General features: G+C 69.9%; 23 protein-coding genes. 10 read left to right on the plus strand and 13 right to left on the minus strand.

Translation table 11 applies throughout. The features are described from left to right. Both QZ772_RS20730 and QZ772_RS20735 read right to left on the minus strand, forming a co-directional pair. Positions 1-324 (minus strand): glycine zipper domain-containing protein (locus QZ772_RS20730; protein WP_295530357.1); only part of this gene is annotated, 324 nt, incomplete at its 3' end. A gap of 253 nt (positions 325-577) precedes the next feature. After that, positions 578-706, minus strand: a complete 129-nt coding sequence (locus QZ772_RS20735; RefSeq protein WP_295530360.1) for a hypothetical protein — start codon at positions 704-706, stop codon at positions 578-580. A gap of 70 nt (positions 707-776) precedes the next feature. Between QZ772_RS20735 and QZ772_RS20740 the strand changes: the two genes are divergently transcribed. The 3 genes from QZ772_RS20740 (at position 777) to QZ772_RS20750 (ending at position 6,700) form a co-directional block, all read left to right on the plus strand. Next, positions 777-1,985: an MltA domain-containing protein gene (locus QZ772_RS20740; RefSeq protein WP_295530362.1), complete on the plus strand. Its 1,209-nt coding sequence runs from the start codon at positions 777-779 to the stop codon at positions 1,983-1,985. A 181-nt stretch (positions 1,986-2,166) separates the two neighbouring features. Beyond that, positions 2,167-4,434, plus strand: a complete 2,268-nt coding sequence (locus QZ772_RS20745; protein ID WP_295530365.1) for a PhoX family phosphatase — start codon at positions 2,167-2,169, stop codon at positions 4,432-4,434. Between the two features lie 256 nt (positions 4,435-4,690). Further along, positions 4,691-6,700 carry an alkaline phosphatase PhoX gene (locus tag QZ772_RS20750; RefSeq protein ID WP_295530368.1) on the plus strand — a complete coding sequence of 670 codons (2,010 nt, stop codon included), beginning with the start codon at positions 4,691-4,693 and terminating at the stop codon, positions 6,698-6,700. Positions 6,701-6,778: 78 nt separating this feature from the next. Here the strand turns inward: QZ772_RS20750 and QZ772_RS20755 are convergent, their stop codons facing one another. Beyond that, entirely contained in the window at positions 6,779-7,087 is a 309-nt protein-coding gene (locus QZ772_RS20755; RefSeq protein WP_295530372.1) for a hypothetical protein, read from the minus strand. 261 nt (positions 7,088-7,348) lie between these two features. On the opposite strand from QZ772_RS20755, the gene QZ772_RS20760 reads away from it, so the two are divergent. Beyond that, the gene (locus QZ772_RS20760) at positions 7,349-7,852 is read left to right on the plus strand and encodes a hypothetical protein (RefSeq protein ID WP_295530375.1); all 504 of its coding nucleotides are present in this window, start codon (positions 7,349-7,351) and stop codon (positions 7,850-7,852) included. A gap of 166 nt (positions 7,853-8,018) precedes the next feature. Beyond that, positions 8,019-9,203, plus strand: a complete 1,185-nt coding sequence (locus QZ772_RS20765; protein WP_295530377.1) for a metallophosphoesterase — start codon at positions 8,019-8,021, stop codon at positions 9,201-9,203. Here the strand turns inward: QZ772_RS20765 and QZ772_RS20770 are convergent. The 5 genes from QZ772_RS20770 to QZ772_RS20790 form a co-directional block, all read right to left on the minus strand. Then, the gene (locus tag QZ772_RS20770; RefSeq protein WP_295530380.1) at positions 9,178-10,737 is read right to left on the minus strand and encodes a UdgX family uracil-DNA binding protein; all 1,560 of its coding nucleotides are present in this window, start codon (positions 10,735-10,737) and stop codon (positions 9,178-9,180) included. The two genes, QZ772_RS20765 and QZ772_RS20770, sit on opposite strands and share 26 nt — an antisense overlap. 171 nt (positions 10,738-10,908) lie before the next feature. Beyond that, a complete protein-coding gene (locus QZ772_RS20775; protein WP_295530383.1) occupies positions 10,909-12,192 on the minus strand; it encodes a putative DNA modification/repair radical SAM protein in 1,284 nt (427 codons plus the stop codon). Positions 12,193-12,244: 52 nt separating this feature from the next. Continuing rightward, positions 12,245-13,231: a lysylphosphatidylglycerol synthase domain-containing protein gene (locus QZ772_RS20780; RefSeq protein WP_295530386.1), complete on the minus strand. Its 987-nt coding sequence runs from the start codon at positions 13,229-13,231 to the stop codon at positions 12,245-12,247. A gap of 2 nt (positions 13,232-13,233) precedes the next feature. After that, positions 13,234-14,526 carry a cardiolipin synthase ClsB gene (gene clsB, locus QZ772_RS20785; RefSeq protein WP_295530389.1) on the minus strand — a complete coding sequence of 431 codons (1,293 nt, stop codon included), beginning with the start codon at positions 14,524-14,526 and terminating at the stop codon, positions 13,234-13,236. Between the two features lie 27 nt (positions 14,527-14,553). Next, positions 14,554-15,282: an endonuclease/exonuclease/phosphatase family protein gene (locus tag QZ772_RS20790; protein ID WP_295530835.1), complete on the minus strand. Its 729-nt coding sequence runs from the start codon at positions 15,280-15,282 to the stop codon at positions 14,554-14,556. A gap of 317 nt (positions 15,283-15,599) precedes the next feature. On the opposite strand from QZ772_RS20790, the gene QZ772_RS20795 reads away from it, so the two are divergent. Continuing rightward, entirely contained in the window at positions 15,600-16,019 is a 420-nt protein-coding gene (locus tag QZ772_RS20795) for a serine/threonine protein kinase (RefSeq protein ID WP_295530392.1), read from the plus strand. 91 nt (positions 16,020-16,110) lie between these two features. On the opposite strand, the gene QZ772_RS20800 is transcribed toward QZ772_RS20795, so the two are convergent. Beyond that, positions 16,111-16,497, minus strand: coding sequence for a Spy/CpxP family protein refolding chaperone (locus tag QZ772_RS20800; protein WP_295530394.1), 387 nt, complete (start codon positions 16,495-16,497; stop codon positions 16,111-16,113). A gap of 513 nt (positions 16,498-17,010) precedes the next feature. Between QZ772_RS20800 and QZ772_RS20805 the strand changes: the two genes are divergently transcribed. Beyond that, a complete protein-coding gene (locus QZ772_RS20805) occupies positions 17,011-18,882 on the plus strand; it encodes an adenylate/guanylate cyclase domain-containing protein (protein ID WP_295530397.1) in 1,872 nt (623 codons plus the stop codon). Positions 18,883-18,946: 64 nt separating this feature from the next. Next, positions 18,947-20,146, plus strand: a complete 1,200-nt coding sequence (ubiM, locus tag QZ772_RS20810; RefSeq protein WP_295530400.1) for a 5-demethoxyubiquinol-8 5-hydroxylase UbiM — start codon at positions 18,947-18,949, stop codon at positions 20,144-20,146. A gap of 113 nt (positions 20,147-20,259) precedes the next feature. Here ubiM and QZ772_RS20815 read toward each other — a convergent pair whose 3' ends face one another. Both QZ772_RS20815 and QZ772_RS20820 read right to left on the minus strand, forming a co-directional pair. Beyond that, complete coding sequence (locus tag QZ772_RS20815; RefSeq protein WP_295530402.1) at positions 20,260-20,763, minus strand: hemerythrin domain-containing protein; 504 nt, start codon at positions 20,761-20,763, stop codon at positions 20,260-20,262. 142 nt (positions 20,764-20,905) lie between these two features. Further along, positions 20,906-21,217 carry a plasmid stabilization protein gene (locus QZ772_RS20820; RefSeq protein ID WP_295530405.1) on the minus strand — a complete coding sequence of 104 codons (312 nt, stop codon included), beginning with the start codon at positions 21,215-21,217 and terminating at the stop codon, positions 20,906-20,908. Positions 21,218-21,360: 143 nt separating this feature from the next. Here QZ772_RS20820 and QZ772_RS20825 point away from each other — a divergent pair, with 143 nt between their 5' ends. Both QZ772_RS20825 and QZ772_RS20830 read left to right on the plus strand, forming a co-directional pair. Beyond that, entirely contained in the window at positions 21,361-21,765 is a 405-nt protein-coding gene (locus QZ772_RS20825) for a phage holin family protein (RefSeq protein ID WP_295530408.1), read from the plus strand. Positions 21,766-22,029: 264 nt separating this feature from the next. Beyond that, positions 22,030-22,827, plus strand: coding sequence for a hypothetical protein (locus QZ772_RS20830; RefSeq protein WP_295530411.1), 798 nt, complete (start codon positions 22,030-22,032; stop codon positions 22,825-22,827). A gap of 67 nt (positions 22,828-22,894) precedes the next feature. Here the strand turns inward: QZ772_RS20830 and QZ772_RS20835 are convergent, their stop codons facing one another. Both QZ772_RS20835 and QZ772_RS20840 read right to left on the minus strand, forming a co-directional pair. Then, the gene (locus QZ772_RS20835; RefSeq protein WP_295530414.1) at positions 22,895-24,118 is read right to left on the minus strand and encodes an MFS transporter; all 1,224 of its coding nucleotides are present in this window, start codon (positions 24,116-24,118) and stop codon (positions 22,895-22,897) included. A gap of 79 nt (positions 24,119-24,197) precedes the next feature. Further along, positions 24,198-26,249 carry an acetoacetate--CoA ligase gene (locus QZ772_RS20840; RefSeq protein WP_295530417.1) on the minus strand — a complete coding sequence of 684 codons (2,052 nt, stop codon included), beginning with the start codon at positions 26,247-26,249 and terminating at the stop codon, positions 24,198-24,200. Positions 26,250-26,321: the final 72 nt, after the last annotated feature.

Genomic DNA, 26,321 nt, shown 5'->3' on the forward strand with positions numbered 1-26,321 from the left:
GATGGCCAGCTTCAGCTCGTTATTGGCGGTCTGGGACACGGCGATGCCGGTGCCCTGGGTGGCCTGCTCCATCTGGCGCTTCTGGTTCTCCATGCGCTGCGACCACAGGTAGCCGCCCAGGGCGCCCACGCCGGCCCCGATGGCCGCGCCGGTGGCGGCCGTGCGGCTGTTGCCGGTGGCGGCGCCGAGGGCGGCGCCGCCCAGCGCGCCGATGCCGGCGCCCATGCCGGTGGTGCGTTGGGTGTCGCTCATGTTGGCGCAGCCGGTCAGTGCCACGGCCAGGGTGGCGGCGCTGAGGACGAGCTTGCCCGAAAGTTTCTGCATGGTTGTTTCTCCTTGGATGGCACCCGCCTCACCATGGCCGGGACGTCCGTCCACCCGGCGGGTTGGCGCCATTATGGGAGGCGCCCGGCATGGCGGCGAGGCATCGGAGGTAGCAGGCCTTGCAACGTCAAAAATGCGGATCTGTCTTTTCTGACAAGACTTGAGTGCTATCAAAAATGAACCGCCTGACCCTTTGGCGGCCGGTAGGTCGCATGCCCTTCCCACAGGGCGCTGGCCGCCTGTCCGACAGGGTTCAGGGCTTCTGGTCGGGGTCCTGGTCCGGTGGCAGTTCACCCCCGCGACGACCGTGGAACATGGTCCACCACACAATCAGCACCAGTACCGCCAATGCGGCGAATGCCTCCAGCAAAATCAAGTACATGCGTTCCAATGCTCCACAAGTTTCTCGGCTGTTCACCCCGGAGGGCGGCCTGGCTGCCGCACCCGAGCCCATGCCGCCCCGCAGCGGCACGGCCCCGCGCGGGCACGGCACCGGGCGCTGGCGTGGGCTGGCGGCCCTGGCTGCGGCGGCCATCGTAGCGGTGCTGGCCGGCTGCGCCTCGGCGCCGGTGCCGCCCGCGCGAACGGTGGCGCCCACCGCGCCGCCACCCCAGCCGCCGCTGGCGCCGCTCACGGGGCCGCTCACCCATCCCAAGAGCCGCTGGGTCCCGGTGGATTGGTCCGAACTGCCCGGCGTGCAGGACGATGCGATGCACGAGGCCTGGATCGTGCTCATGGCCAACTGCCAGCGCCCCAATGCCGTGATCTCGCCGCTGTGCCAGGAACTGCGCCGGCTGTCGATCGGCTCGCCCGAGGAGCAGCGCGCCTTCCTGATGGAGCGGCTGCAGCCCTACCGCGTGGAGGCGGCCGACGGTCAGTCGCAAGGCCTGCTCACCAGCTACTACGAGCCCGTCTTCGAGGCGAGCCGCACGCCCTCCTCCGCCTATGCCGTGCCGCTCTATCAGACGCCGGCCGGCTGGGCACCGCGCCGGCCCTGGTACACCCGCCAGCAAATCGACACCCTGCCCGAGGCTCAGGCGGCGCTGCGCGGGCGCGAGATCGCCTGGCTGTCCGACCCGGTCGATGCACTGATGCTGCACATCCAGGGCTCCGGCCGGCTGCAGGTCACCGAGCCCGACGGCAGCCGCCGCACGGTGCGCCTGGCCTTCGCCGGCACCAACGAGCAGCCCTACCGCAGCGTGCAGCAGTGGCTGGCCAGCCAGGGCGTGTCGCCCATCGGCCGCTGGCCGGAGGACGTGAAGGACTGGGCGCGCCAGAACCCCCAGCGCGTGCAGCAGATGCTGTGGAGCAATCCGCGCTACGTGTTCTTCCGTGAGGAGCCGCTGACCGAGCTGGACGCCGCCTTTGGCCCGCGCGGTGCCCAGGGCGTGCCGCTGACGGCGGGGCGTTCCATCGCGGTGGACCGCGAGTCCATCCCCTACGGCACGCCGGTGTGGCTTGCCACCAGCGGCCCGGTGGCGCAGATGTCGCGGCTGGTGGTGGCGCAGGACACGGGCAGCGCCATCCTGGGTGCGGTGCGGGCCGACTTCTTCGCCGGCACCGGGGCGGAGGCCGGCCGCTTCGCCGCGCGCATGAAGCAGCCGCTGCGGCTGTGGGCGCTGTGGCCCCGCGGCGTCGATCCTTCGGGCGCCGGCTACTGAGCCTGCGCTCAGACGCCGCGGTGGCGGGGTGGCGGGGTGGCGGTGCCGTCCGCCGCAACGAGCATCGCCGACCCCGGCAGATTGCTTACCTTGAATAGGCTTGCCAGAACCTGACTTTCTCGGAACTGTCATGTGCCGCCGATACCGTGCCGGCTGTTTCTTCAGCCCCACGGAATACGGAATGAGCAATTCGCAGCCTCTGGGCATGCCCTCGATCGATCCCGACGAGGTCGGCCACAACCCCAGCGCCAACCCCAGCTTCGACGAGGTCGTGGCCGCCCGCATGAACCGCCGCCGCCTGCTGGGCTTCGGCGTGGCCAGCGGCGGCGCCGCGCTGATCACCGCCTGCGGCGGCGGTGGCAGCAACGGCGTGTTCGTGCCGCCGGTCGGCGCCAGCCCGGCCCCCTCGCCGGCACCTGCACCCGCACCCGCACCCACCCCCGCACCGGCTGCGCTGAGCCTGAGCTTCAACCCCGTGGCCAAGAGCCTGGAAGACCGCGTGGTGCTGCCCGCCGGCTACACCGCCACCGTCATGTACCGCCTGGGCGACCCGATCACGACCGACGTGGCGGCCTATGCCAACGACGGCAGCGACGATCCCACCACCTACGATCGACGCGCCGGCGACCACCACGACGGCATGACCTTCTTCGGCATGAATGCCAACGGCAGCTGGGCGCCCACGGCGGCGGACCGCGGCCTGCTGGTGATGAACCACGAGGCCATCACGCCCGCCTTCCTGCATCCGGCCGGGCAGACCACCACCGGCAGCGGCACGGCCCAGGTGCGCACCGTGGCGGGCGAAGTGCTGCGCGAGTTCTACCTGCACGGCGTGAGCGTGATCGAGGTGGGCAAGAGCGGCAACGCCTGGAGCTACAAGCGTGGCGCCAGCTTCAACCGCCGCGTGCACACGCTGACGGAGATGCGTCTGTCGGGCCCTGCCGCCAGGTCCGAGTACGTCAAGACCCGGTATTCCACCGACGGCAGCAAGACCCGCGGCACGGTCAACAACTGTGCCAACGGCACCACGCCCTGGGGCACCTACCTGACCTGCGAAGAGAACTGGGCCCTGTACTTCCGCCGCGTCGCCGCCACCGACAACGCCGCCCGCACACCCAAGGAGCTGACCTCGCTCAACCGCTACGGCGTGGCCGGCAACGGCCGCGAGCTCTGGGCCACGGTCACGCCCGACACGAGCGACAACCTGTACGGCCGCTGGAACGCGCAGGTGACCGGCGCCAGCGCCACCGACGACTTCCGCAACGGCCCCAACACCTATGGCTGGGTGGTGGAGATCGATCCCTTCGCCCCGCTGTCGACGCCGCGCAAGCGCACCGCGCTGGGCCGCTTCGGTCATGAAGGCGCCTGCCTGGGGCCGGTCGTGGCCGGCAAGCCGCTGGTCTGGTACATGGGCGACGACTCGCGCAACGAGTACATCTACAAGTTCGTGTCGACCAAGGCCTGGGACCCGGCCGACGTGGGCGGCGGCCTGGCCGCTGGCGACAAGTACATGGACGACGGCCGCCTGTACGTGGCGAAGTTCGCCGCCGACGGCACCGGCACCTGGCTGGAGCTGAAGCTGGGCGTGAACAACATCACCGGCACCAACGCCACCTACGCCTTCGCCGATGCCGCTGACGTGGTGGTCAACGCCCGCCTGGCCGCCGACGCCGCCGGCGCCACCAGGATGGACCGCCCCGAGTGGACCGCCGTCAACCCGGTGACCGGCGAGGTGTACGTGACGCTGACCAACACCAATGCCAGCTCGCGGCCCATCACCGCCACCGACGCGGCCAACCCGCGCTTCTACAACGACCCGAAGGGCAGCGCCCAGACGGCGCAGCTGGGCAACCCCAACGGCCATGTGCTGCGCTTCTCGGAAGCCAACGGCGATGTCACCTCCACCACCTTCAAGTGGGATGTGTACCTCTTCGGCGCGCGCTCGACCGCGTCGGCCGACATCAACCTGTCGCAGCTGGGCGCCGACAACGACTTCTCCAGCCCGGACGGCCTGTGGTTCAGCCAGGCCAAACCGGGCCTGCTGTGGCTGCAGACCGACGACGGTGCCTACACCGACGTGACCAACTGCATGATGCTGGCCGCCTTGCCGGGCAAGGTGGGCGACGGCCAGCGGAAAGAAATCACGAACTTTCCAGCGGGTGGCGGGGATGGCGTCAAGCAGGTCACCTTCGCCGGCAAGGACGCCGACACCGCCACTCTGCGCCGCTTCCTGGTCGGCCCCAAGGAATGCGAGATCACCGGCATCGCCGAATCGGGCGACGGCCGCGCGATCTTCGTGAACATCCAGCACCCGGGCGAGGACACGGCCGTGGCCAACATCGCCGACCCGAGCAAGTTCAGCAGCCACTGGCCCGACGGCGGCACGAGCCGCCCACGCTCGGCCACGATCGTCATCACCCGCAACGACGGCGGGGTGATCGGCGTCTGAAGGGCCCTCGCGGTCGGTCGGCCTTCCGCGGTCCACGGCCGCCCGCGCAGGATCGCGGCGGCGCGCATGCCCGGCGCGTGGCGGCGGCTGGGCACCCGATGCGCGAAGCGCATCGCTAGCGCAACGGGCTGCCAAGGGCCTGACCGTTTCATGCCCCTGTCACGGGGCGCCTTCATCGTCACGGCTTCGCGGCCGGCGGCCTGTCCTCCGGGGCAGCCCGCCGGCCCGATCCATTCCGTTTTCACCCAGCCCGACGATGAACACCCACGACAACACCCCATCCGTCCCCACCCGCCGCAAGGCCCTGAAGCTGTTCGGCACCGCCCCGCTGCTGCCGCTGGGCGGCGCCGCGCTGCTGACCGCCTGCGGCGGCGGCGGCAGCAACGTCAACTTCGCGGGTCTGACGCCCAGCCCCGCACCGGCGCCCGCGCCGGCCCCCGCAGCGACCCCGTCCGCGCAATACGTGGCCACCGAGTTCAGCAACATGCCCGCCCCTTCGCTGGCCAAGCCGGCGGAGATGGCCACGGTGACCACGAGCTCGGCGATGAAGGTGTCGTACAGCGATGGCAGCAGCACCACCTACGCCCTGGCCTACAAGCCCTTCTTCCTGACCGGCACCCAGGTGCCGGACGGCAAGGGCGGCACCATCCTGGCCGGCGGCTATTACGACATCAACAACAAGCCCATCATCGACAGCTCCGTGGCCGGCCAGCAGCGCCAGTTCTTCTCCGACTGTGCCGACGGCAGTTCGCTGCTGACGGTGCCGGGCGCCAAGGTGGCCGGGGTGAAGGGCAACACGGTGTTCGCCGTGGTGCAGTTCGAATACACCACGCGCAACCTGAACGGCGATTCGACCTATGGCACCCTGCCCTCGCCCATCGCCGTGCTGACGCTGGACCAGGACCCGGCCACCGGCAAGCTCACGCTGGCCAAGTACCACAACGTCGACACCTCGGCCGCGCATGGTCTGTGGATCACCTGCGGCGCCAGCCTGTCGCCCTGGGGCACGCACCTGTCGAGCGAAGAGTACGAGCCGGACGCCTTCGCCATCGCCACCAACACGATGTTCCAGGCCTACAGCAAGAACCTGTTCGGCGATGCCACCAAGGCCAACCCCTACCACTACGGCCACCTGCCGGAGATCAGCGTCAACGCCGACGGCACCGGCAGCTGCAGGAAGCACTACAACCTCGGCCGCATCTCGCACGAGCTGATCCAGGTGATGCCCGACGAGCGCACGGCCCTGATGGGCGACGACGCCACCAACGGCGGCCTGTTCATGTTCGTGGCCGACAAGGCGCGCGATCTGTCCTCGGGCACGCTCTACGTGGCGCGCTACGACGAGACGCTCACGGACACGAGCACCGCGAAGCTCACCTGGATCAAGCTCGGTTCGGCCACCAGCTCCGCCATCGAGGCCCTGGCCGACGTGCTCGCGCCGACCGACATCATGGACGTCCGGGACACCGACCCGGGCGACGCCAGCTTCACCAAGATCTTCTACAGCGGCAAGGCGAACTGGGTCCGGGTCAAGGCCGGCAAGGAAAAGGCCGCGGCCTTCCTGGAGACGCACCGGTATGCCGCACTCAAGGGCGGCAGCATGGCCTTCACCAAGATGGAAGGCACCACGGTCAACGTGCGGGACAAGCTCGCCTACTCCGGCGTGACGAACGTGCAGAACTCGATGGTCAACGCCGGCACCGGTTGGCAGGCGAGCGCCAACGTCACCTTCCCCAAGAAGCTGAACTGTGGCGTGATCCTGGAGCACAAGCTGGCCGGCGGCGCCAAGGACACGGACGGCAACGCCATCAACAGCGAATGGGTGGTCGTGAGCTCGCGCGTGATGCTGACCGGCGAAGACCTGGCCACTCCGGATGCCCTGGGCAACCTCACCAACCCGGACAAGATTTCCAGCGCCGACAACCTGAAGTTCTCCGAGAAGATGCGCACCCTCTTCATCGGCGAGGACAGCGGCCACCACGTCAACAACTTCCTGTGGGCGTACAACGTGGACACGAAGAAGCTGTCGCGCATCCTGTCGGCACCGGCCGGCGCCGAATCCACCGGCCTGCACGCCGTGGACGAGATCAACGGCTGGACCTACATCATGAGCAACTTCCAGCACCCGGGCGACTGGGAGGCGTTCCACAGCATCGTGCAGCCCACGCTGGACCCGCTGATCAAGGCCAACTACAACGGGCGCTACGCCTGCGCGGTGGGCTACCTAACCGCCGATCCCGTGCAGTACCGCCTGGCCAAGGGCTGATCCCCCCGCGCGGCGCCGCGCGATGCCCCGCCCGTGTCGAAGGCGCGTCCGGCTGGACCCGGACGGGCGCGCCTTCGCTCAGGTGACCTTGGCGATGACCCGCGCCACGCGGGCCACCCCGCCGGTGCCGCTGGCGGCGCGCGCCACCAGCGCACCGCCCGCCGCCGCCTTCACCAGCCGGCCCAGGATCGAGCGACTGCGACCCGAGGACAGCAGCAGCGCCACACCGAGCCCCAGCACCACCAGGTGCTCGCCCGGGAGATCCGGCCGTCGGGCGTCGAAGGCCTTGGCGGCATCCAGCCAGGACTGGGCGCCAACGGGACGGGTGCCCGGGTCGGCGGCGTCGGGCTGAGATTCGGAGGTGTCGGGAAAGCCGGGCTGGGTCATGGCAGGCATCATGAAAAAGACGGGAAGGCACCGCTTTTAGCCCGCTGCGGCCGCCGCGCCTGTAGGTGCGCGCCCGCTACCGATGCCCCATGGTGGCGCACGCCGGCGCCAAAGTCCGCCTGCCCAGGCGCCTGCTGTCAAGCGGAGCAGTCCTCAGACTGCGCCCGATTCTTGCTGAGCACAATGGTCCGGCCGCTCCAGCGGCCCGCGGGGCCGGGTCGATCCGGGTCGCGCAACTCCCCACCGTTGATGAAGAAGTCCATGTCCTTCCGGCTCTCCCGTCTTCTTTCCGCCGCCTGCACCGCCGGCGCCTGCGTCCTGGGTGCCGGCACTGCCACCGCCGCGCCGCTGCCGGACATCCTCATGGCGCCGCAAGGCACCGAATACATGTGCGGCGGCATGGGGCGCGATGAGCGCGCCTTCATGGAGATGGTCTCGCCGCGGTGGGGCGCCACGCTCGAATTCGCCATCTCGCGCGGCCCGCGCGGCCAGTTCGACGAGCCCGTGAAGGTGCGGGTGGTCAACAAGTACAACGGCGAGCAGGTGCTCGATGCCGTCGCCCATGGCCCCTACATGCTGGCCCGGCTGGCCCCCGGCACCTACGACGTGCAGGCGACGCTCGGGCCGTTGACGCTCACGCAGACCCTGAACGTGGCGCTGGGCGCCCCCGGACGGACGCTGTTCCTCTGGCCCTCCAACTTCGACATCGCCGCCGCCACGCATCCGCCGCAGGCCCTCGCACAGGGCCCACAGGACAACCGCTGAGCTTTCCCTGACCCCCCAGGGTGCCCATCGCGGGCCCCGTTTTGGCGCGCCATTGCGGGGGGCGCTCGGCTCATTTCTTTCTCATTTGTTACCCGCGTCGACACAGACAGCGGGTTTCCCCACGTGCGCATTTTGCTGCGGCGCAGCAAAATGGCGTTCGTTCGCCATGCCTCTCGCTCCTCTCGCTTTCCTGACCACGCTGCTGCACGTCTTCCTGGCGGTGCGGCTGCTGCCTGCCCTGGCGCAGGCGACCGGCGCCTGGCCGGTATTTGCCCTGTTGCTGCTGCTGTCTGCCGTGACCATGCCGCTCCCCTTCATGCAGCGCTTTCCGCTGCCGAAGACCTTGCGCGCGCCCATTCGCTGGTTCGGACTGCTGGCGATGGGCTGGTTCTCCTCGGTGTTCGTGCTGGCGGTGCTGCGCGACGTCGGTCTGCTCTCGGCCTGGGCGGTCACGCGATTGGCGCATCTGCCTATGAACCGGGCGCCATGGGAACAGGGCAGCGCCCTGGCGGTGATGGCACTGGCCACGGCCGGGTCGCTGGTCGGCTTTTTCTTCGCGCGCCGCACCCCGCCGGTGCGTCGGGTGGATGTGCCCATCGCCGGCCTGCCAGCTCGGCTCGCCGGCTTCAGCATCGCGCAGCTGAGCGATCTGCATGTGGGACCGACCATCCGCGCGGGGTACATCGCGCGGATCGTGGAAGAGGTGAACCGCCTCGGTGCGGACATGGTGGCCATCACCGGTGACCTGGTCGATGGCTCGGTGGCCGAGCTGCGCGAGCATGTGGCGCCGCTCGCCCGCCTGCGCGCACGCCACGGCACCTTCGTCGTCACTGGCAATCACGAGTACTACGCCGGTGCCCATGCCTGGGTCGCCGAATTGCGCCGGCTGGGCCTGAAAGTCCTGCTCAACGAGCATGTGGTGCTGCAGACGCGCAGCGTGCATGGAGCCCAGACCGACGAAGAAATCCTCGACAGTGCCCTTCTGGTGGCGGGGGTGACCGACTACACGGCGGGCCACTTCGATGCGGCGCACGAAAGTGATCCGCAGGCGGCGCTGCTCGATGCCCCGCCCATGGTCGCGACGCGCATCCTGCTCGCCCACCAGCCGCGCAGTGCGCCGGCGGCGGCGGAAGCCGGCTTCCAGCTGCAGTTGTCCGGCCACACGCATGGGGGCCAGTTTTTTCCCTGGAACCTCTTCGTGCCGCTGCAGCAGCCCTTCACCGCGGGCCTGCACCGCCTGCAGGACATGTGGGTCTATGTGAGCCGCGGCTCGGGCTATTGGGGCCCGCCCAAGCGGCTGGGCGCCCCTTCTGAAATCACCCTCGTCACGCTTCGGCGCGGGAGCGAGTGACGGCGCCCTCCTCGCCCGCCAGATAAGGGCTGGCAAGAGCCAGGTCGTCCAGCCAGGCCCGCCACGCCGTATCGCGCTCTGCGGGATCGCCGCGCAGCAGCGCGGAAGGATGAAGGGTGACGAGCACGGGAATGTCGTCCGGGCCGCTCAACCAATGACCCCGCTCGGTCATGACGGGGACGGCGCGTCCGATCAACGCCCGGGCCGCCGTTGCGCCCAGAGCGACGAACGCCCTCGGGCGCACCAGCGCGATTTCCCGCTCCAGCCACTGCTGACAGGCCAGCACCTCGCGCTGCCCGGGACTCTTGTGGATGCGTCGCGTGCCGCGCAGCTCGAACTTGAAATGCTTCACCGCGTTGGTCAGATACAGCGACTCGCGCGCCCATCCCAGCTCCTCCAGCGCCTTGTCCAGGAGACGCCCGGCCGGGCCCACGAAGGGATGGCCCGCCAGGTCCTCCTGGTCGCCCGGCTGCTCGCCGACCAGCATCAGCGGGGGGTGCAACGCGCCTTCGCCGAACACCGACTGCGTCGCATGCTCGCCGATGGGGCAGTCGCGGCAGCGGTCGGTGGCCTGCGCTAGAGACGCCAGGGTCTCGCGCGGATCGCCTGCATCGTCCGCGGCAGGCAGCGGCGCGCGGATGGGGATGCGCCGTCGCGGCGTCGAGGCCGCCGCCTGGACCATGCGCCCGGTGCGTTCCGCCGCCTGCGCGGCCAGCGGCGCAATCAACTGCGCCTCTGGCAGATTCGACCAATACTTGCGCGGCATTTCCCGCGTCATCATCGACAGCTTGAGCCGGGCAGGATTGAAGATGTGGGCGTAATAGGTCAGCCACAGCGCCTCGCCCTCATCGGGCCCCGGCGCCTGCGTCCGCGAGGCGCCCGGGCCGAATTCCAGCTCGCCCGGCAATGCCCCCTCGCCCGCCAGTGGCGGGCCATCGGGCGGTGCCGGCGTCCAGCGCACCGAGCATTCGGGCGTCAGGATTGCCCAGTGCATCTGCGTGAAGCGCCGCACAAAAAAGGGCGCGACCGCTTCGACGATGTGATGTTCCGGCTCGAACCAGGCCACGGACAGCGGCGGCTCGCCCTCCGGCTGACCGACCGGCCGGAACCGCACGAAGGCTTTCATCTTGTGCATGTCTCGACGGACCGACTGCAGCATCTGCCGCGCGCGCAGCCGGTCAGGGTCGAGCGGGTCCTGGCGAAGACCACGTTCGTGCACCAAACGCCACAGGAGCCGATAGAGCAGTGCAAAGCGCTGAGGGTCTTGATGCAGCACCACCTTCTCGCACAGGGTGATGAAGGCGGGCGGCACCACGAGCCGGGCAGGGCCCGAGCCACCAAGCGGTCGTCGTGACGGCGGGGCCGGCGCAGGTCTGGGCTGTGCTTCCGATTGCCACAACTCGGGCGCCGGATGAGCCGGCGTCTGCCAGACCACCTCGTCGGGTGGCACGAGCGACGCGAGCAGCGTGCGTGCCTCACGACGGAAGCCAGGCCAATCGATCTCGCTTTCCAGGGTGATGACACGGAGACTCATGACTCGCAAGGTAGGCAAACGGAAGCGCTCGTTTTGTAGGCAGGCGACCCGCGGCGTACAGGGCAGATTCATGCGCCTGGGTCAGTGGGGGACTGCAGCGCGTGCGCGGCCCCATGGCCGCGCGAACGCCCGCGGAGCCCACTCGCACAGGGCATACGCACTCAGCGCCTCTCAGAAAAGGCTGGCCTGCGCGGGCTCGGCACGCCGGGTGAGCCGCGCGCGCAAGTCGGGCGACTCCAGCGCCCGCGCCGGCCGATGGCCATCGAGCTGCACGAAGGGCATCACGCGCGCCACCGGCACACGCAGGCGGCGCAGGTCTTCGGCCCGCAGACGCCGGTGCCGGCGCGCTGCCATCAACTGCTCCACCGCGCGCACGCCGAGGCCCGGCACCCGCAGCAGCAACTCGCGCGGCGCGGTGTTGAGATCCACCGGAAACCGCTCGCGGTGCGCCAGCGCCCAGGCCAGCTTGGGATCGACATCCAGCGCCAGCATGCCCTGCTGAGAGGACGGCACGATCTCGTGGTGCTCGAAGCCATAGAAGCGCATCAGCCAGTCGGCCTGGTAGAGCCGGTGCTCCCGCATGAGCGGGGGCGCCGCAGGAGGCAGGCGGCTGGCCGCATCGGGGATGGGGCTGAATGCCGAGTAGTACACGCGCCGCAGACGATAGGCACCATAGAGGTTGGCGCTGGTGTCCAGGATGGAGGCGTCGGTCGCGGCATCGGCGCCCACGATCATCTGCGTGCTCTGGCCAGCCGGCGCGAAACGCGGCGCCTTGCCACGGCGCGGACCGGTCACCGGCAAGGACACCGCCTTGGACGCGGCGGCCGCGTCGTCGCCGGCCTGGCCCTTGGCCTCGCCGATGTGCACGGCCATGCGCGCCATGGAGCGTCGGATGGCCGTCGCATCTTTCTCGGGCGCCAGCGCCTCCAGCCCGGCCGGGGTGGGCAGCTCGACATTGATGCTCAGTCGGTCGGCATAACGACCGGCGCGCGCCAGCAGCACCGGATCGGCATCGGGGATGGTCTTGAGGTGGATGTAGCCGCGGAAGTCGTGCTCCTCTCGCAGCATGCGCGCCACCTCCACCAGCTGCTCCATGGTGTAGTCGGGGCTGCGGATGATGCCGCTGGACAGGAACAGCCCCTCGATGCAGTTGCGGGCGTAGAAGTCGAGGGTGAGGTGCACCACCTCGTCCACCGAGAAGCGTGCGCGCGGCACGTTGCTGCTCACGCGGTTGATGCAGTAGAGGCAGTCGTACTGGCAGAAGTTGGTGAGCAGGATCTTCAGCAGCGAGATGCATCGGCCGTCGGGCGCGTAGCTGTGGCAGATGCCCATGCCCTCGGTCGAGCCCATGCCGCGCCCGCCGCGCGAGTCCCGCTTGTCCGTGCCCGAGGAGGCACACGAGGCGTCGTATTTGGCGGCGTCGGCCAGGATCGCGAGCTTGCGTTGGATGTCCACTGGATGAATATACAGTGACATCGGCCCGCGGCCGCCTTGCCCTCGTCCCCGATCAGGTCTTGTGCGGCGCGCGCCGGTGGCGCGCGCGGAATTCGGTCATGGCATAGAGCACCAATGCCACGACCAGCGGCAGGAGGTAATAGACCGCGCGGTAGGCGAGCAGCGCGCCGAGCAGCAGCGCCTGCGGCACCTGATGGGACAGCAGCGCCACGAACACGGCCTCCAGCACACCCAGGCCGGCCGGAACATGGGTGATCACTCCGGCCACCGCTGCCACCAGCAGCACCGCCAGCACCTGGAGATAGTCGACCCGCCCCTGCAGCAGCAGCCACACGATGCCGCCCATCAGAGACCAGTTGGCCGCGGACAGCCCCAGCTGCAGCACGCCCATCCGCAGCGAGGGCACTTCCAGCACATGGCCTCTCACGGTGAGCGTCCGGCCGCCGGCCAACGCACAGACCAGCAGGTATCCGATTGCGGCGCCGACGAGCACCACGCCCAGCACCCGAAGTCCGCCACTGTCGATGCGCCACTCCGGGGGTAGCGCCAGCGGGGACAGGGCGAAGGCAGCGCCGGCCACCAGCAGGTAGCCGATCCAATTGGTGAGCATCGAGAAGCCGAGCACGCGCGTGATGTCCGATGCACGCAGGCCCAGTCGGGAATAGAGCCGGTAGCGGAACGCCACGCCCCCCACCAGCGAGCCGAAGTTCAGGTTGAAGGCATAGCTGATGAACGCAACCCCCATCACCGTGGGCGCCCCGAGCCGATGGCCGGTGAGATGCCGGCCCAGAAGGTCGAAGGTCGTGTAGAGCGCGAAGCTCATGGCCGCCAGCACCGCGGCCCCGGCCACCAGCACCGCAGGCAAGGCGCGCAGTGCTGCGAGCACCTCGTCCCATTCGATCGTGCGTGCCTGCTGCACGATCAGCCAGGCCACTCCCGCGAGGAAAGCCCAGAGCGCAATGCGCTTCAGCCATGTCCACCACGGGCGCGCCGGCGGCGGCTGCCTTGCCGGCGCATGTGCGGACAAAGCGGCCGGCATGGTCAGACCACGTCAGCGTGCTGCGCGCTCAGCGGCGCAGCGGCCGCCTGCGGCGGCACCGCGGGCTTGAGCTGCGGCACATGCCGCGGCAGCCAGCTGGTCAGCGAGGGATACCAGCGCAGGAAATGGAAGACGAAGAAGCTGCGAACCAGTCGCCAGCCGCTCCATTCCTCTGCCAGGTCTTCGGCCGCGATCTGCTTGCAGCTGTGGCGCATCAGATCCTCCAGCCGCTCGGACAGCACCCGGTTGAAGCCCTCGCCGCGCAACACCACATTGGCTTCGAGGTTGAGCGATAGCGACAACGGGTCCAGGTTGCTGGAGCCCACGGTGCTCCACGCATCGTCGACCAATGCGACCTTGCCATGCAGGGGCCGCTCGCAGTACTCGTAGATGCGCACGCCCGCATGCAGCAGGTGGTGGTAGAGCATGCTGGCCGCCTTCTTCACGATGGGCATGTCCGGCTCGCCCTGCAGGATCAGCCGCACATCCACCCCGCGCCGCGCCGCCTGTCGCAGCGCCTTGATGAAGCGATAGCCCGGAAAGAAGTAGGCATTGGCGATCACCACCCGGTGGCGGGCCCGGCGGATGGCGTCCAGGTAGTGCCTTTCGATGTCGGTCGTGTGGTGGCGGTTGTCGCGGGTCACTAGCAGCGCCTGCACGCCCTGGGCTGCCTGCGGCCCTCGCAACCGCGTGGCGGTGGGCGGCGCCTCCTGCCGTTCGGGCGATTGGGCCAGCGCGTGCACTCGCCTGATGCGGCGCCGGTACCAGCGCGGCTTGCGCGCACCCAGCGCGATCTCTCTCAGCACGAAGCGGTGTAGTTCGCCCACGATGGGGCCGCGCAACTCCACCGAGTAGTCCTGCTTGGCCTCGGGCCCGAAGTCGGCCAAGTGATCGGCCGAGTAGTTGATCCCGCCGATGAAGGCACGCCAGCCGTCGACCACCACGATCTTGCGGTGCATGCGCCGGAAGACGTTCAGGCGCTTGCCGAACACGCGCTCGCCCGGGTCGAAGACCCGCACCTTCACCCCCGCCGCCGCCAGCTCGCCGAGGAAGCGCGCGGACAGATCGGGCGAGCCGAAGCCGTCGATCATCAGGTCGATGCTGACGCCCCGTCGTCCGGCTTCGCAAAGTGCTTCATGCAGCGCCAGACCGACCTTGTCCTCGAAAAGGATGAACGTCTCGATCACCACTTCGCGCTCGGCGCGGCGGATGGCCTCGAACACACGCGGGAAGAAGGCCTCGCCGTTCTCCAGCAGTTCGACGTCGTTGTCAGGATGCCATGTGGGCGCGGTCATGGGTGAGGTCGCTCCAGGGGCAACAGGTCAGAGGTGGATTTCCGCCACCAGGGGCGCGTGGTCCGACAGGTGGGACCAGGGCGTGCGCGGCAGCACCACGGGCGATGAGACGCCGGCGTTGCGCACATAGATGCGGTCCAGCGGCAGCAGGGGAAAACGGGCGGGGAAGGTGCGGGCCGGCCTGCCGTTGGCGGTCATGAAGACCTCCTTGAGTCCGGCGCCGTCTTCCAGCACCTGATTGGCGCGGCTGCGCCAGTCGTTGAAGTCGCCTGCGACGATCAGCGGCGCATTTGCCGGCACCTCGTCGCGGACGATGTGGCACAGCAGCTCCAGCTGCTGCTGGCGATGGGACTCGGCCAGGCCCAGGTGGGCGCAGATGGCGTGCAGATCGTCCACCCGGCCCGGCATGCGGACCACGCAATGCAGCAGCCCGCGCTTCTCCGGACCCGCCACGGAGACATCGTGGTTGCGGTGGTGCACGATCGGAAACTTGGACAGCAGCGCATTGCCATGGTGCCCGCGCGGATAGACCGCATTGCGCCCATAGGCGAACTGCGGCCACATCGTGTCGGCCAGGAATTCGTAATGCGGCGCCTCGGGCCAGTTGTCCACTCTGCGCGCGTGGCGCTGATGGGTCCCCAGCACTTCCTGCAGAAAGACGACATCCGCCCCCACCGTGCGCACCGCCTCGCGCAACTCGGGAAGGATGAAGCGCCGGTTGAAGGTGGTGAAGCCCTTGTGCGTGTTGACCGTCATCACCTTCAGGCGACGCACGGCCGCAGACGCGGAGGCCGGCTCGGCAAGAGGCTGTTGCAGTTCGGATTGAGGCAATGAAGACACGGGGCGAGTTGTAGGCGGCAGCCAGGACACGGGCTGTAGGAGCGCGTCCGGTTCCCCGCGCCTACTTTTTCGCCAGCGTCTTTCGCTTCGGCTGCGGGCGACGCGCAAGGCGCTCCTACAGGGCTGCGCCGTCCTTGCCCACACGGGCTGTCCAGACGGCGCCGCTACGGTCACGCCACGTCGTCGGGATGGCGACGTCATCCCGCAACTTCATCCACCAGAAGGAGATTCCCATGACCCGCACCACTCGCACCCTCTGCACCCTTGCCGCCGCCGGCCTGATGGCCGTCGGTGCCAGCGCCATCGCACAGACCGCCGTGCCTGCGACGCAGGGCCAACAAAGCACCATGACGCCGGCCGGGGTGCCCAACCCCACGCAGCGCCCTGACGGCACGATGCCGGCCCAACGCGACAACGTGCGTGCCGAGGCCCGTGCGAACAACCGCATGCAGGACAACACCACCACGCCCAGCGGCCAGGCCAGCACCATGATGCAGGGCAAGCCCAACGCCACGCCGCAGGTCAACCAGAACACCCGCGCCGAAGTGCGTGCCGACACCAAGGCCGACATGCAGCGCCGCCCCTACGGCAACACGGGCGAGCGTCCCGACGTGCCGACCAATCCCAAGAACATGACCGGCACCCCGAAGTGACGGACCCAGCGCCGCGCTGCGCGGCGCCGGCAGAAGCAGAAAACCCCGGTCTTGCGACCGGGGTTTTTTCATGGGCGCCTGCGCAACCAGATCAGCCGCGGGGCGCGTCGCCGGGACGCGGGCCGTGGCCGCGCGGGCCGTCGCCACGGGCATGCATGCGGGGCAGCGTCTCGGCGTCGAAGGTCTGTTGCTGCTGCGGCGTCAGCTGCCCATAGAAGCTGCGTGTGGCGTCGGCGATCTTCGCGAAGTGCGCCTGGCGCGCCGCCTGGCGCGCCTGCATGCGGTCCAGGCGCTCGGGCGTGCTGAGCTTGGCCAGGTCTTCACGCGGGCCGGCGGGAGGCGGCGGCGGCGTGAAGGCGCTGGCATAGCTGTCCCACGCGCCCTGCTGCGCGGCCGTGAGCTGCAGCTTGGCCTTGAGCGCTTCCATGCGCTTGGCATGATGCTCCTGCATGCGCGCCATGCGCTGTTGCGGGTCCATGGGCTTGGCATGTCGATGTCCCTGCGCACTTGCTGGGGGCGGGGTGCCGTCCGCAGCGGCCGTGGGCGCGGGCTGCGCAGAGGCAAAGGCGGCGCATGCCAGCAGACCGGCCGCAACGAGGGAATGACGAAGGGGGTTCATGATGCTTCCTTTCCGAAGACCGCCACCGGAGCGGCAGCGTGGGATGAACTGTGCGCCGCACAGGTCAAGCCCAGGTTGTGCCTCCGTAAGCGTTGGGTTGTGCCAAGTAAAGAACCGTGAATGGTGGAGCGCGATCGGGCAGGAATCGAGGAGGCCGGCCCGCGCTCTACCCTGTGCGCCTCGCCAGCCGCGCAGTCTTGCAAAGTGCAAGCCCATGGCGTCCTTGTTCAAAGTGATTTCACGTTCTGTCGTCTGGGCTCTGCGCACTCCCGTCCATTCGGCCGACGGCTTGGTGGCCATCAGGACGAAGAAGGGTTGGGGCTCGGAAGATCGTCGCTCGCCGGCGCCCTCCGGACTCCTCGTCTGTTCTGCATGCTCTTCGCGTCCTCGCTGCTTCGCGCCCGCCGCTTCCGGGTGGACGTCGGCACCCTCGTCGCCACCCTGGTTCTGACCCAGTCGCTGGTGCTTCTTGCGCTTGCCGGATGGGGCACGCAGCAGCTCGTGTCCGTCTTCGGCGAGACGGCGCATCGGGCCAGCCACCGGCGGGTGCAGGAGAAGGTCGATGCCTTTCTCGCCCGTGCCTCCACCGCGGTCGACGCAATGGCACAGGCCCCCCGCCTGACGGCGGCCGGCCCGGGCGCCGACGACACCGCCCAATTGCTGTGGGTGCTGCTTCAACAGGCACCCGAGCTCGACAACCTCTATGTGGCCGACGCGCGATCGCGCATGCTGGTGGTGCAGCGCTATCCGGACACGGCGGTGCGCCGCGTCGTGCGCGAGCGGGGCATCACCACCGAGACCTGGGACTTCAAGGTGCCGCCCGATCTGCGCCTGATGCCCGCGCAGCGCTTCGCCACCACGCGCCGGGAGGTGGCGACCACGGCCTACGACCCTGTCGAGCGCCCCTTCTACCGCGTCGCCGTGGCCGCGGGACGCCCCGTTTGGACGCCCCCTTACGAGTTCCAGGGCACGCGGGAACTGGGCGTGACCTATGCCCGCCCCGACCTGCGCTACGGCGACCCGGACACCCCCGACCATGTGGTCGCGGGCGACGTGACCCTGGGCCGGCTGTCGGATTTCGTGCGCCAGTTCGCCCAGGCCGGCGCAGGCGACAGCGCCTTGCTGGATACCGATCAGCGCGTGCTGGCGCGCAGCGACCAGCCCGGCCGCATCACCCGTCTGGCCCGGGCGGAAGAGGGCGTGCTGGCTGCGCTGCGCGAGCCGCTCGCGCGTCCGGGCGACCTCGCCTTCACGGTCGAGCATCAGGGCGAGCGCTACCTGGTGCAGAGCTCGGTGATCGCGCCCGTCGGCTGGCGGCTCGTCAGCTGGGTGCCCGAGGCGCGCGTGACCGATGGCGTGCACCGCGCACTGGGCCGGGCCCTGGTCGCGGCGCTGGGTTTCCTGGGCGTGGTCCTGCTGCTGTCGCTGCGGCTTGCCCGACGGGTGACGGCCCCGGTCGAACGCCTGGCCGAGACGGCCCGCCGGATCGGTCGACTGGATCTGGACTCGCCCACCCCCGTGCACAGCCCCGTGCTCGAGATCCAGCATCTGGCGCAGGCGCTGGAGGACTCCGCGCGCGGCCTGAGCGCCTTCCGGCAGTTCGTGCCCGTCGAGCTGGTGCGCCAGCTGATGGCCCAAGGCCTGCCCCTGTCCGCCAGCGGCCAGCTGCGGCGCGTGACGGTGATGTTCACCGACATCGCGGGCTTCACCGGTCTGGCGGAAGACACGCCACCTTCGGTTCTAGTGGAGCAGCTCACGGCGTATTTCAATGTGGCGGCCGCGGTCATCGCCCGGCACGGCGGCACCATCGACAAGTACATCGGCGACGGGATGATGGTGCTGTGGGGCGCGCCCGCCACCCTGCCCGATGCGGAGCTGCGCGCCTGCCGCGCCGCCCTGGCGCTGCAGGTCGAGGTCGATGCGCTCAACGCACGCGCGCGGGCCGCGGGCCGCGCGCCGCTGCCCACCCGCATCGGCATCCACACCGGCACGGTGATCGCGGGGCTGCTGGGCTCCGCCGACCGGCTGGCCTACACGGCCATCGGCGATGCCGTCAATGTGGCGAGCCGCGTGGAAGAGCTCAACACGGCCCTGGGCACGCGCATCCTGATCTCCCAGGCCACGTGGGACGGCTTGGCCGGCCGCCTGCCCGTTCGGCGCATCGCCACCGAAGCCCTGCTGCGCGGCCGCCAGGCGCCGCTGACGGTGTACGAACTTCTCGAGGAACAGGTCGACGCGCGTTGAGCCCCGTCAACTCGGCGCGGCGCATGGCTGCCCACAATGTCGGCCCGACTTCCCTCGACGCGCCATGCCTTCCATCGAACCCTTCGACGTCGCCATCGTGGGCGCCGGCCCTGCCGGGCTCACCCTGGGCATTGCGCTCGCTCGTCAGGGTCATGCGGTGGCGGTGCTCGACCATCAGGACGCGGACTCCCTGGCCACCCCCTCCGACGACGGCCGCGAGATCGCCCTCACCCATGCCAGCGTCGGCCTGCTGCGCGCACTGGGCATCTGGCAGCGCCTGCCCGCGGAGGCCATCGGGCGCATCCGCGAGGCGCGCGTGACGGATGGCGGTCCGGCGTCGCCTGCGCTGCGTTTCCATACGGCCGGTACGGGCTGCGAGGCACTGGGCGCCATCGTGGCCAACCATGCCATCCGGCGCGCCTGCTTCGAGACGGCCGCATCGCAGGCGCGTCTCCGGCTGCTGCCTGGCCACCGCGTGGAAACCGTGCGCATCACACAAGACCATGCGCACCTCACGCGGCATGGCGCCGATCCGCTGCACGCCCGCCTGCTGGTGGCGGCCGACAGCCGCTTCTCCAGCCTGCGCCGCCAACTGGGCGTGCGCGCAGCCCTGCAGGACTTCGGCCGCACGATGGTGGTGTGCCGCGTGGCCCACGAGGCCGCCGATCACGGCGACGTCGCGCACGAATGCTTCGGGCCCGAACGCACACTGGCCATGCTGCCGCTGCCGGGACGCTTCAGCTCGGCCGTGCTGACGGTGTCCAGCGCTCAGGCGCCCCGGCTTTGCGCCCTGCCACCGGCCGAGTTCGCCCAGGAGGTGCAGCGCCAGTTCGGCGATGGCCTGGGCCCGTTGCGGCTCGCCGGGGAGCGCCACGCCTATCCGCTGGTGGCCACCTACGCCGAACGCTTTGCCGGTCATCGCTTCGCCCTGGCCGGCGATGCCGCCGTGGGCATGCATCCGGTGACGGCCCATGGCTTCAACCTGGGACTGCAGGGCGTGCGCAGCCTGTGTACCGCACTGGCCCAGCGGCCCGTGGTCGCCGATCCGGGCGACGCCGACCGGCTGCGGCACTACGAGCGCCTGCATCGGCGCGAGACGGCGCCGATCTACCACGGCACCAATGCCGTGGCCCGGCTCTACGCCGGCGACTCGGGTCCGCAGCGCCTGCTGCGCCGTCTGGTGCTGGACGCGGCGCGCCGCGTGCCGCCGGTGCGCGCGGCCATCACGCGCCAGCTTACCGGCGCTGGCCCGACGCACTTCTGAGCAGCGTGTTTCGCGCTTCTTTCCGTCGCACCTGGGGAAACACAGAGAAGAAGGTCAGCCGCGCGGCACCCGCGGGCACTTGGGCAGCAGCCCCGCCGAATGCCGGGGTTGTCTCAGACGACCGCCGCAGCGGACTCTTCGGCGACCGTCGAGCAGGCCGCCGATCCGCAACCCTTCAGCGGTTCGACGGGCAGCGCATCGGGCCGCGCGATCTCACCGGTGTCCATGTCGAGGCCCACGCTCCGCAGGTGCAGCGCCAGACCCGCATCCATCGTCTGGGCATGGTGGACGAACCACGCGCCGAGTTGCCGCGCCATCTCGCGCACGAATGCCAGATCGCCCCGCTGCCCGGCGCCCAGTCCGTCGCGCATGGCCTGGAGCACCACCTTGTGCTGCACGCTGTGGCAATTGGCGCTGGAGAAGCCGGTGGCCTGCATCCACTGATCCTCGCGGGAGAAGTGCGCGTCGGTGTGATCGATGAGCCCACTCCAGCGGGCCAGCAGCTGGTCGTCCTGCGCGTCCTCGACCTCGGACAGCAGCACGACGAACTCCTCATGGGTGCGGTCCATCACGGGGGCGTCCAGCACCAGGGCTTCGGACCATTGCAAGGCGGCCATCGTCGTCTCTCCACGCAGTCGTTTGGGGAGCGTGCAGCGTAGACCGACGGGGCCGCGATCACCTTGACCGTGCGCAACAGAGAGGCGGCGGCCCGGCTCCAAAGTCGCTGCCGCACGCCATCGCCGCGGCCGGCGCGGCCCGTCAGTGCTTGGCCGCCGCGTTGCGCTTGCGGGTGGCGGCCGCCTTCTTTGCGGAGGCGGACCGCTGCGCCGCGGTGCGCGAGGCAGACGCCGCACCGCCCGCGTGCCCACCCTTGCGCGAAGACGCATGGCTCACGGTGTGGCCGCGGCCCGAGCCGCTTTTCTTGCCACCGCCCGATTCCTTGTTCACGGTGGCCCAGGCGCGGCGCTCGGCCTCGGCATCGGGCATGCCGCGCGCCTCATAACCTTCCTCGATATGCGCAGCCTGACGCTTCTGCTTGTCGGTGTAGGCGGACTTGTCGCCACGGGGCATGGGGATCTCCTTTCGTTGCGAAGGAACCCATGCTCGTCTCGCCCGGGCGCATGCCTGTAGGCCGACGCTGAACGGGCCTGTGCGCCTCCGGCGGCGCGCCGCAGACCGACAGCGGGCCCTGGCCGGACGCCTATCATGGGCCGATGCTCGCGAACCTCACGCCCTTCCTCCTCCACTGGGCCATCACTGCCTTCTCGCTCTGGGTGGCAAGCCACATCTTCCGTGGCCTGCAGTTCGACGGCGCGGGCTCGCTGGTGGTGTCGGCGTTGCTGCTGGGCCTGGCCAACGCCATCGTCAAGCCGCTGCTGATCTTTCTGACGCTGCCACTCACGCTGCTGACATTCGGCTTGTTTCTGTTGGTCATCAACGCGCTGATGATCCTGCTGGTGGCGGCGCTGGTGAAGGGCTTCCGTGTGTCGGGCTTCTGGACCGCCCTGTTCGCCAGCATCTTCATCTCGCTGCTGAGCGTGCTGATCGGCACGCTGGTGGACGGCGGCGACCCGGCCACCCGCATCCAGCTGCCGCAGGGCACGGGCAACTGGTTGTAGTGCCGGGGCGGCGAGGCGCCGGGTCGCGGCCACGACAACGCTGACACACGACGTCGCTTCGTTCACCAAATTGCAGGCTTGTTGAAGAAGCGACGCGCGGGCGCGCCGCTGCAGGCCCATTTACGCGGCCGAATCCCGCTTTTGCGCATGAAGTGCGTGGCGATCCGCGAAGGTCTGCACAGAATCGAGGGGATCGATACGGAGGGAGCCGGGAAGAGACGTTGCACGACGCGCGCCCCTCTTGCGCCGCCCGCCATATCCGCCATGAACGACGCTCTTCCTCCCCTCACCCTCGAACGCACCGGGCCGTTCGTTCCAGAAGCCTGGCGCAGCCTCGTCGAGCCGCTGTGCGAACTCAAGGAAGCACTCGACCATGCGGTCCGCTGGCCGGACAACACGCCGCCGCGCAGTCGCGTCGCACAGGTCCTGGCCTGGCACGGACTGACGCCGCAACAGGCGGCATCGCTCAAGACCTCGCACCTGCCGGACCACTTTGCCCGACACCTGCTGGGCGACTGGTTCAGGGCCGTCGGCGAGCCCGTCGGCACCTGGGCGCGCACCAGCCTGCCGCCCTGGTGCACGCTCGGCTGGGTGCGCAAGGACGCCTACCGCCTGACGCCCGAGCGGCCGCAGGCCCGACTGCGGGCGATGGTGGACGAGATCCATGCCGATGACGCCGCCATGGACGCCACCGCACACGGCCTGGAGGGCGTCCCGGTCTTCTGGGCGGGCGAGGGCAAGAACCGCTGCCAGCTCTATCGGCTGGCCGGTCGCGCGCGGGTGGGCCGGCTCACCCTGTACCCCACGCCCGACCTGTCCACCTGGCGGATGGCGCCGGTGCTGGGCGCCCAGCATGTGGTGGCACTCATCCGGCCCGACGGCCATGTCCAACTGCTGCCCTTCGGGCGGATCTCCAGGCCGTTGCTGAAGGCGCTGGGCGTGGGCTGGACCCGGCGCCTGGTGCTGCGGCCCTGGATCGAGTCGCTGCAACGCGGCCAGCCGATGCCCAATTCGCAGGCCGAGTACCGTCTGCGCCAGTCGATCCTCGCCCCCGGCCATTGACCGCCGGCGCATCCCTGCGCTTGCCGGATGCGCGCGCCCCGCACTCGCGCGGGCGTGTGGTGCGCCCCTAACGGCGCGTTGGCGCCCCTTCCACCGGCGCTGGACTGAACAGGTAGGGCAGCAGGCCCGCCAGCAGCAGCGCCGCCGCACAGCCGAAGATGGCGGCAAACGTGCCGTCGACCGGCCAGCCGCGGCGCTGCCCCGCCTCGGCGATCAGGCCGAAGGCCCAGGAGGCGCCCGCGGAGCCCACGAACACGCAGGTGTTCAGAACGCCCAGGCCCCGCCCGCGCAAGGCCGCAGGCACCAGCGCGCGCCCGTGGCTCATCACCAGCGGGTGCAGCATGCCGGCGGTGACGACGAAGGTGAGCAGGGTCAGGTCCACGGCCAGCCCCACCGCGGGCCAGGCGGTGAGCGCCAGGGCCGCGACGAAGGAGAAGGCCGTCCAGCCGGCCACGGTGGCACGCAGCGAGCTGCGGCGCACGACCAGCGGAATGGTGAGCGCACCCAGGATGCCCCCAGCGCTCACCACCATCAGCGCCAGTCCCCGCGCATCGGCCCCCAGCCCGAAGACCTGCGCGAAGTAGGGCCCGCCCCAGGCGTTGCGGAAGCTGGTGCCCGCCGCCATCGCGATGCACATCGGGATCAGCGTCCACAGCGCCATCCGGCGCAGCAGCCCGACGCTGGCCAGCACCATGGCGGCGGGACCTTCCTGCCGCGCCTGGGCATGGCCCTGGTCGCGCACATGCCGCCACACGCCGATGCAGGCCAGCAGCATGGCGACACCGCCCAGCGCGATGGCCGGACGCCAGCCGATGCGGTGGGCGGCCCAGCCCAGCGGCGCCGTGGCCACGAGCGAACCCACCATGCCCACGGCATTGGCCCGGCTGATGAAGGCCGCAAAGCGCGCGGGCGGCAGCTGCTCGGCCGCGTAATGCATGAGGCCCATGAAGACCGGCGCGCAGGCCAGCCCCAGGCCGGCCTGGGCCACCATGGCGACGGCGCCATTGGGGGCGGCGACCAGCAGGGCCGCCGACACCACGCCGATCGCCAGCATCCAGCGGCTGGGTCGGCCCACGCCCCAGCGGTCGAAGGCCACGCCGACCGGCACCTGCGCGACGGCGAAGGCCAGGAAAAAGCTGGAGGACAACGCACCGAAGCCGGCGGGCGAGAGCGCCAGGTCGTGCTGCAGTTCGGGGGCGATGACCGCGAGGCAGCTACGGAAGAACTGGCTGAGGGAGAAGGCGAAGGTCAGCGCGACGAGGCCGCGCGAGGTGGCTGACGGAGGGGGCATGTGCGGGCACATTGTCCTGTGCCCACTGTCGCGTCATCGACCACCGGCGCGACAGCCGGCGCGGCGGGGCGCCGCCGCCTCAGGCAGCCGTCCTGGCTCGCCGCTCGGCCAGCGCCACGTACCAGCCCAGGCAGCCTGGGTTGGCCATGGCCTCCTTGTTGACCACCTTGTCGATGGGCTGGCCCAGCAGCAGCTTCTTGATCGGCAGCTCCTGCTTCTTGCCCGAGAGGGTGCGCGGGATCTCGGCCACCTGGAAGATGTCGTCGGGCAGGAAGCGCGGCGACAGGCTGGCGCGGATGGCGTCGTTGAGCTTGCGGCGCATGGCCTCGTCCAGCGCCACGCCGGGACGCAGCACCACGAAGAGCGGCATGTAGCTGTCGCGGCCCAGGTACTCCAGGTCGACCACCATCGAGTCGAGCACCTCGGGCAGCGACTCCACCGCGTTGTAGATCTCGCTGGTGCCCATGCGCAGGCCCTGGCGGTTGATGGTGGCGTCGCTGCGGCCGTAGATGACGCAGCCGCCGTCCGCACCCACCTTGAGCCAGTCGCCATGCCGCCAGACGCCGGGATAGGTGTCGAAGTAGCTCGACAGGTAGCGCGCGTTGCCCGGGTCGTTCCAGAAGTACAGCGGCATCGACGGGATGGGCTCGGTGCAGACCAGCTCGCCCACTTCGCCGGTGACGGCCTGGCCGTTCTCGTTCCAGGCGTGGACGGCGGCGCCCATGAAGCGGCACTGCATCTGGCCCGGCACCTCGGGCAACTCGCGGTTGCCGCCGACGAAGGCGCCGCAGAAATCGGTGCCGCCCGAGATGTTGTTCCACCAGACCTCACTGTCGGCACCGCCCCTGAGGGCACCAGCCTTCGGCACGAGGCCAGCGGCGAGCTTCGCTTCGAGCATCTGCGCACTGCCCCAGCGCTGCACCTCCTCCGCCAGCGGCGAGCCGGTGCTGCCCAGCACGCGCACGCGCGAGAGGTCGCCGCAGTCGACGGTGCGCACACCGGCCTTCATGCAGTTGGTGAAGTACGCTGCGCCGGCACCGAAGAAGGTCACGCCATGGCGCGCCACGAAGCGCCACAGCACCGACCAGTCGGGCTGCTCCTTGCTGTGGGCCGGATGGCCGTCGTAGATGACGCAGGTGGCGCCCGCCACCAGGCCCGACAGCTGCGCGTTCCACATCACCCAGCCGGTGGAGCTGAACCAGTGGAAGCGCTCGCCGAAGCTGTTGGCCGCATAGCTGCTGCCCAGGTCGTAATGGATCTGCGAGAGCGCCATCGACATCAGGATGCCGCCCTGGCCGTGCACGATGGGCTTGGGCAGGCCGGTGGTGCCGCTGGAATAGACGATCCACACCGGATGGTCGAAGGGCAGCCACTCGGGTGCGAAGGCCGCGACCTCGGCGTCGTCCCGGCTGCTGGCAGTGGTCCAGTCGATGTCGTGCGGCAAGGGCTCGGCCGCATGCGGCGTGCGCAGCAGCAGCAGGTGCTCGGCCGTGGGCAACTGCGCGCGCAGCTCCCGCACCACCGCACTGCGGTCCAGCGCCTTCTGGCCGTAGTGCACGCCGTCCACCGCGATCAGCACCTTCGGCTCGATCTGCCTGAAACGGTCGGCCACGGCGGCAGTGCCCATGTCGGGCGCGCACACGCTCCACACGGCGCCGATGCTGGAGCAGGCCAGGAAGGCGACCATGGTCTCGGGGATGTTGGGCAGGTAGGCCGCGACGCGGTCGCCGCGCTTCACGCCCAGGGCCTTGAGCGAGAGCGCCACCGATGCGATCTGGCGCTGGAGCTCGGGCCAGGACATCTCGCGCACCTCGCCCGCCTCGTTCTCGCTGACGATGGCCGGCATGCCAGCCGCATCGGCGGGCTCCACATGACGCAGCACCTCCCAGGCGTAGTTGACCTGCGCGCCGGGAAACCACACCGCCCCGGGCATGCGCCGGTCGGCCAGCACCGCGCGGTGCGGTGTCGGCGACTGGATGCCCGCATAGTCCCAGATGGCCTGCCAGAAGCCATGCAGGTCGGTCACCGACCATTGCCACAGCGCGTCGTAGCTGTCGAACACCAGGCCGCGGCGGTCGCGCAGCCAGTTCTGGAAGAGGCGGATCTGGGGTACGTAGGCGGGAGCGGTCATCCGGCCAGCGTAGTGCGGCAGTGCAGCACGCTCAATGCGGATTGGCCCCAGCGGCGTCGTCTGCGCGACTGG

Source organism: uncultured Pseudacidovorax sp., from assembly GCF_913773995.1.
In the GTDB taxonomy this organism is placed as follows: domain Bacteria; phylum Pseudomonadota; class Gammaproteobacteria; order Burkholderiales; family Burkholderiaceae_C; genus Xenophilus.

What these genes read in the sequence shown, in the direction of transcription:
- QZ772_RS20750 (WP_295530368.1), top strand. Translation starts at nt 4,691, where the DNA reads ATGAACACCCACGACAACACCCCATCCGTCCCCACCCGCCGCAAGGCC.
- QZ772_RS20760 (WP_295530375.1), top strand. Translation starts at nt 7,349, where the DNA reads ATGTCCTTCCGGCTCTCCCGTCTTCTTTCCGCCGCCTGCACCGCCGGC.
- QZ772_RS20820 (WP_295530405.1), bottom strand. Translation starts at nt 21,217, where the DNA reads ATGCCCCGTGGCGACAAGTCCGCCTACACCGACAAGCAGAAGCGTCAG.
- QZ772_RS20740 (WP_295530362.1), top strand. Translation starts at nt 777, where the DNA reads ATGCCGCCCCGCAGCGGCACGGCCCCGCGCGGGCACGGCACCGGGCGC.
- QZ772_RS20755 (WP_295530372.1), bottom strand. Translation starts at nt 7,087, where the DNA reads ATGACCCAGCCCGGCTTTCCCGACACCTCCGAATCTCAGCCCGACGCC.
- QZ772_RS20815 (WP_295530402.1), bottom strand. Translation starts at nt 20,763, where the DNA reads ATGGCCGCCTTGCAATGGTCCGAAGCCCTGGTGCTGGACGCCCCCGTG.
- ubiM (WP_295530400.1), top strand. Translation starts at nt 18,947, where the DNA reads ATGCCTTCCATCGAACCCTTCGACGTCGCCATCGTGGGCGCCGGCCCT.
- QZ772_RS20825 (WP_295530408.1), top strand. Translation starts at nt 21,361, where the DNA reads ATGCTCGCGAACCTCACGCCCTTCCTCCTCCACTGGGCCATCACTGCC.
- QZ772_RS20805 (WP_295530397.1), top strand. Translation starts at nt 17,011, where the DNA reads ATGCTCTTCGCGTCCTCGCTGCTTCGCGCCCGCCGCTTCCGGGTGGAC.
- QZ772_RS20840 (WP_295530417.1), bottom strand. Translation starts at nt 26,249, where the DNA reads ATGACCGCTCCCGCCTACGTACCCCAGATCCGCCTCTTCCAGAACTGG.
- QZ772_RS20800 (WP_295530394.1), bottom strand. Translation starts at nt 16,497, where the DNA reads ATGGACCCGCAACAGCGCATGGCGCGCATGCAGGAGCATCATGCCAAG.
- QZ772_RS20795 (WP_295530392.1), top strand. Translation starts at nt 15,600, where the DNA reads ATGACCCGCACCACTCGCACCCTCTGCACCCTTGCCGCCGCCGGCCTG.
- QZ772_RS20830 (WP_295530411.1), top strand. Translation starts at nt 22,030, where the DNA reads ATGAACGACGCTCTTCCTCCCCTCACCCTCGAACGCACCGGGCCGTTC.
- QZ772_RS20780 (WP_295530386.1), bottom strand. Translation starts at nt 13,231, where the DNA reads ATGCCGGCCGCTTTGTCCGCACATGCGCCGGCAAGGCAGCCGCCGCCG.
- QZ772_RS20745 (WP_295530365.1), top strand. Translation starts at nt 2,167, where the DNA reads ATGAGCAATTCGCAGCCTCTGGGCATGCCCTCGATCGATCCCGACGAG.
- QZ772_RS20835 (WP_295530414.1), bottom strand. Translation starts at nt 24,118, where the DNA reads ATGCCCCCTCCGTCAGCCACCTCGCGCGGCCTCGTCGCGCTGACCTTC.
- QZ772_RS20790 (WP_295530835.1), bottom strand. Translation starts at nt 15,282, where the DNA reads ATGACGGTCAACACGCACAAGGGCTTCACCACCTTCAACCGGCGCTTC.
- QZ772_RS20765 (WP_295530377.1), top strand. Translation starts at nt 8,019, where the DNA reads ATGCCTCTCGCTCCTCTCGCTTTCCTGACCACGCTGCTGCACGTCTTC.
- QZ772_RS20735 (WP_295530360.1), bottom strand. Translation starts at nt 706, where the DNA reads ATGTACTTGATTTTGCTGGAGGCATTCGCCGCATTGGCGGTACTGGTG.
- clsB (WP_295530389.1), bottom strand. Translation starts at nt 14,526, where the DNA reads ATGACCGCGCCCACATGGCATCCTGACAACGACGTCGAACTGCTGGAG.
- QZ772_RS20770 (WP_295530380.1), bottom strand. Translation starts at nt 10,737, where the DNA reads ATGAGTCTCCGTGTCATCACCCTGGAAAGCGAGATCGATTGGCCTGGC.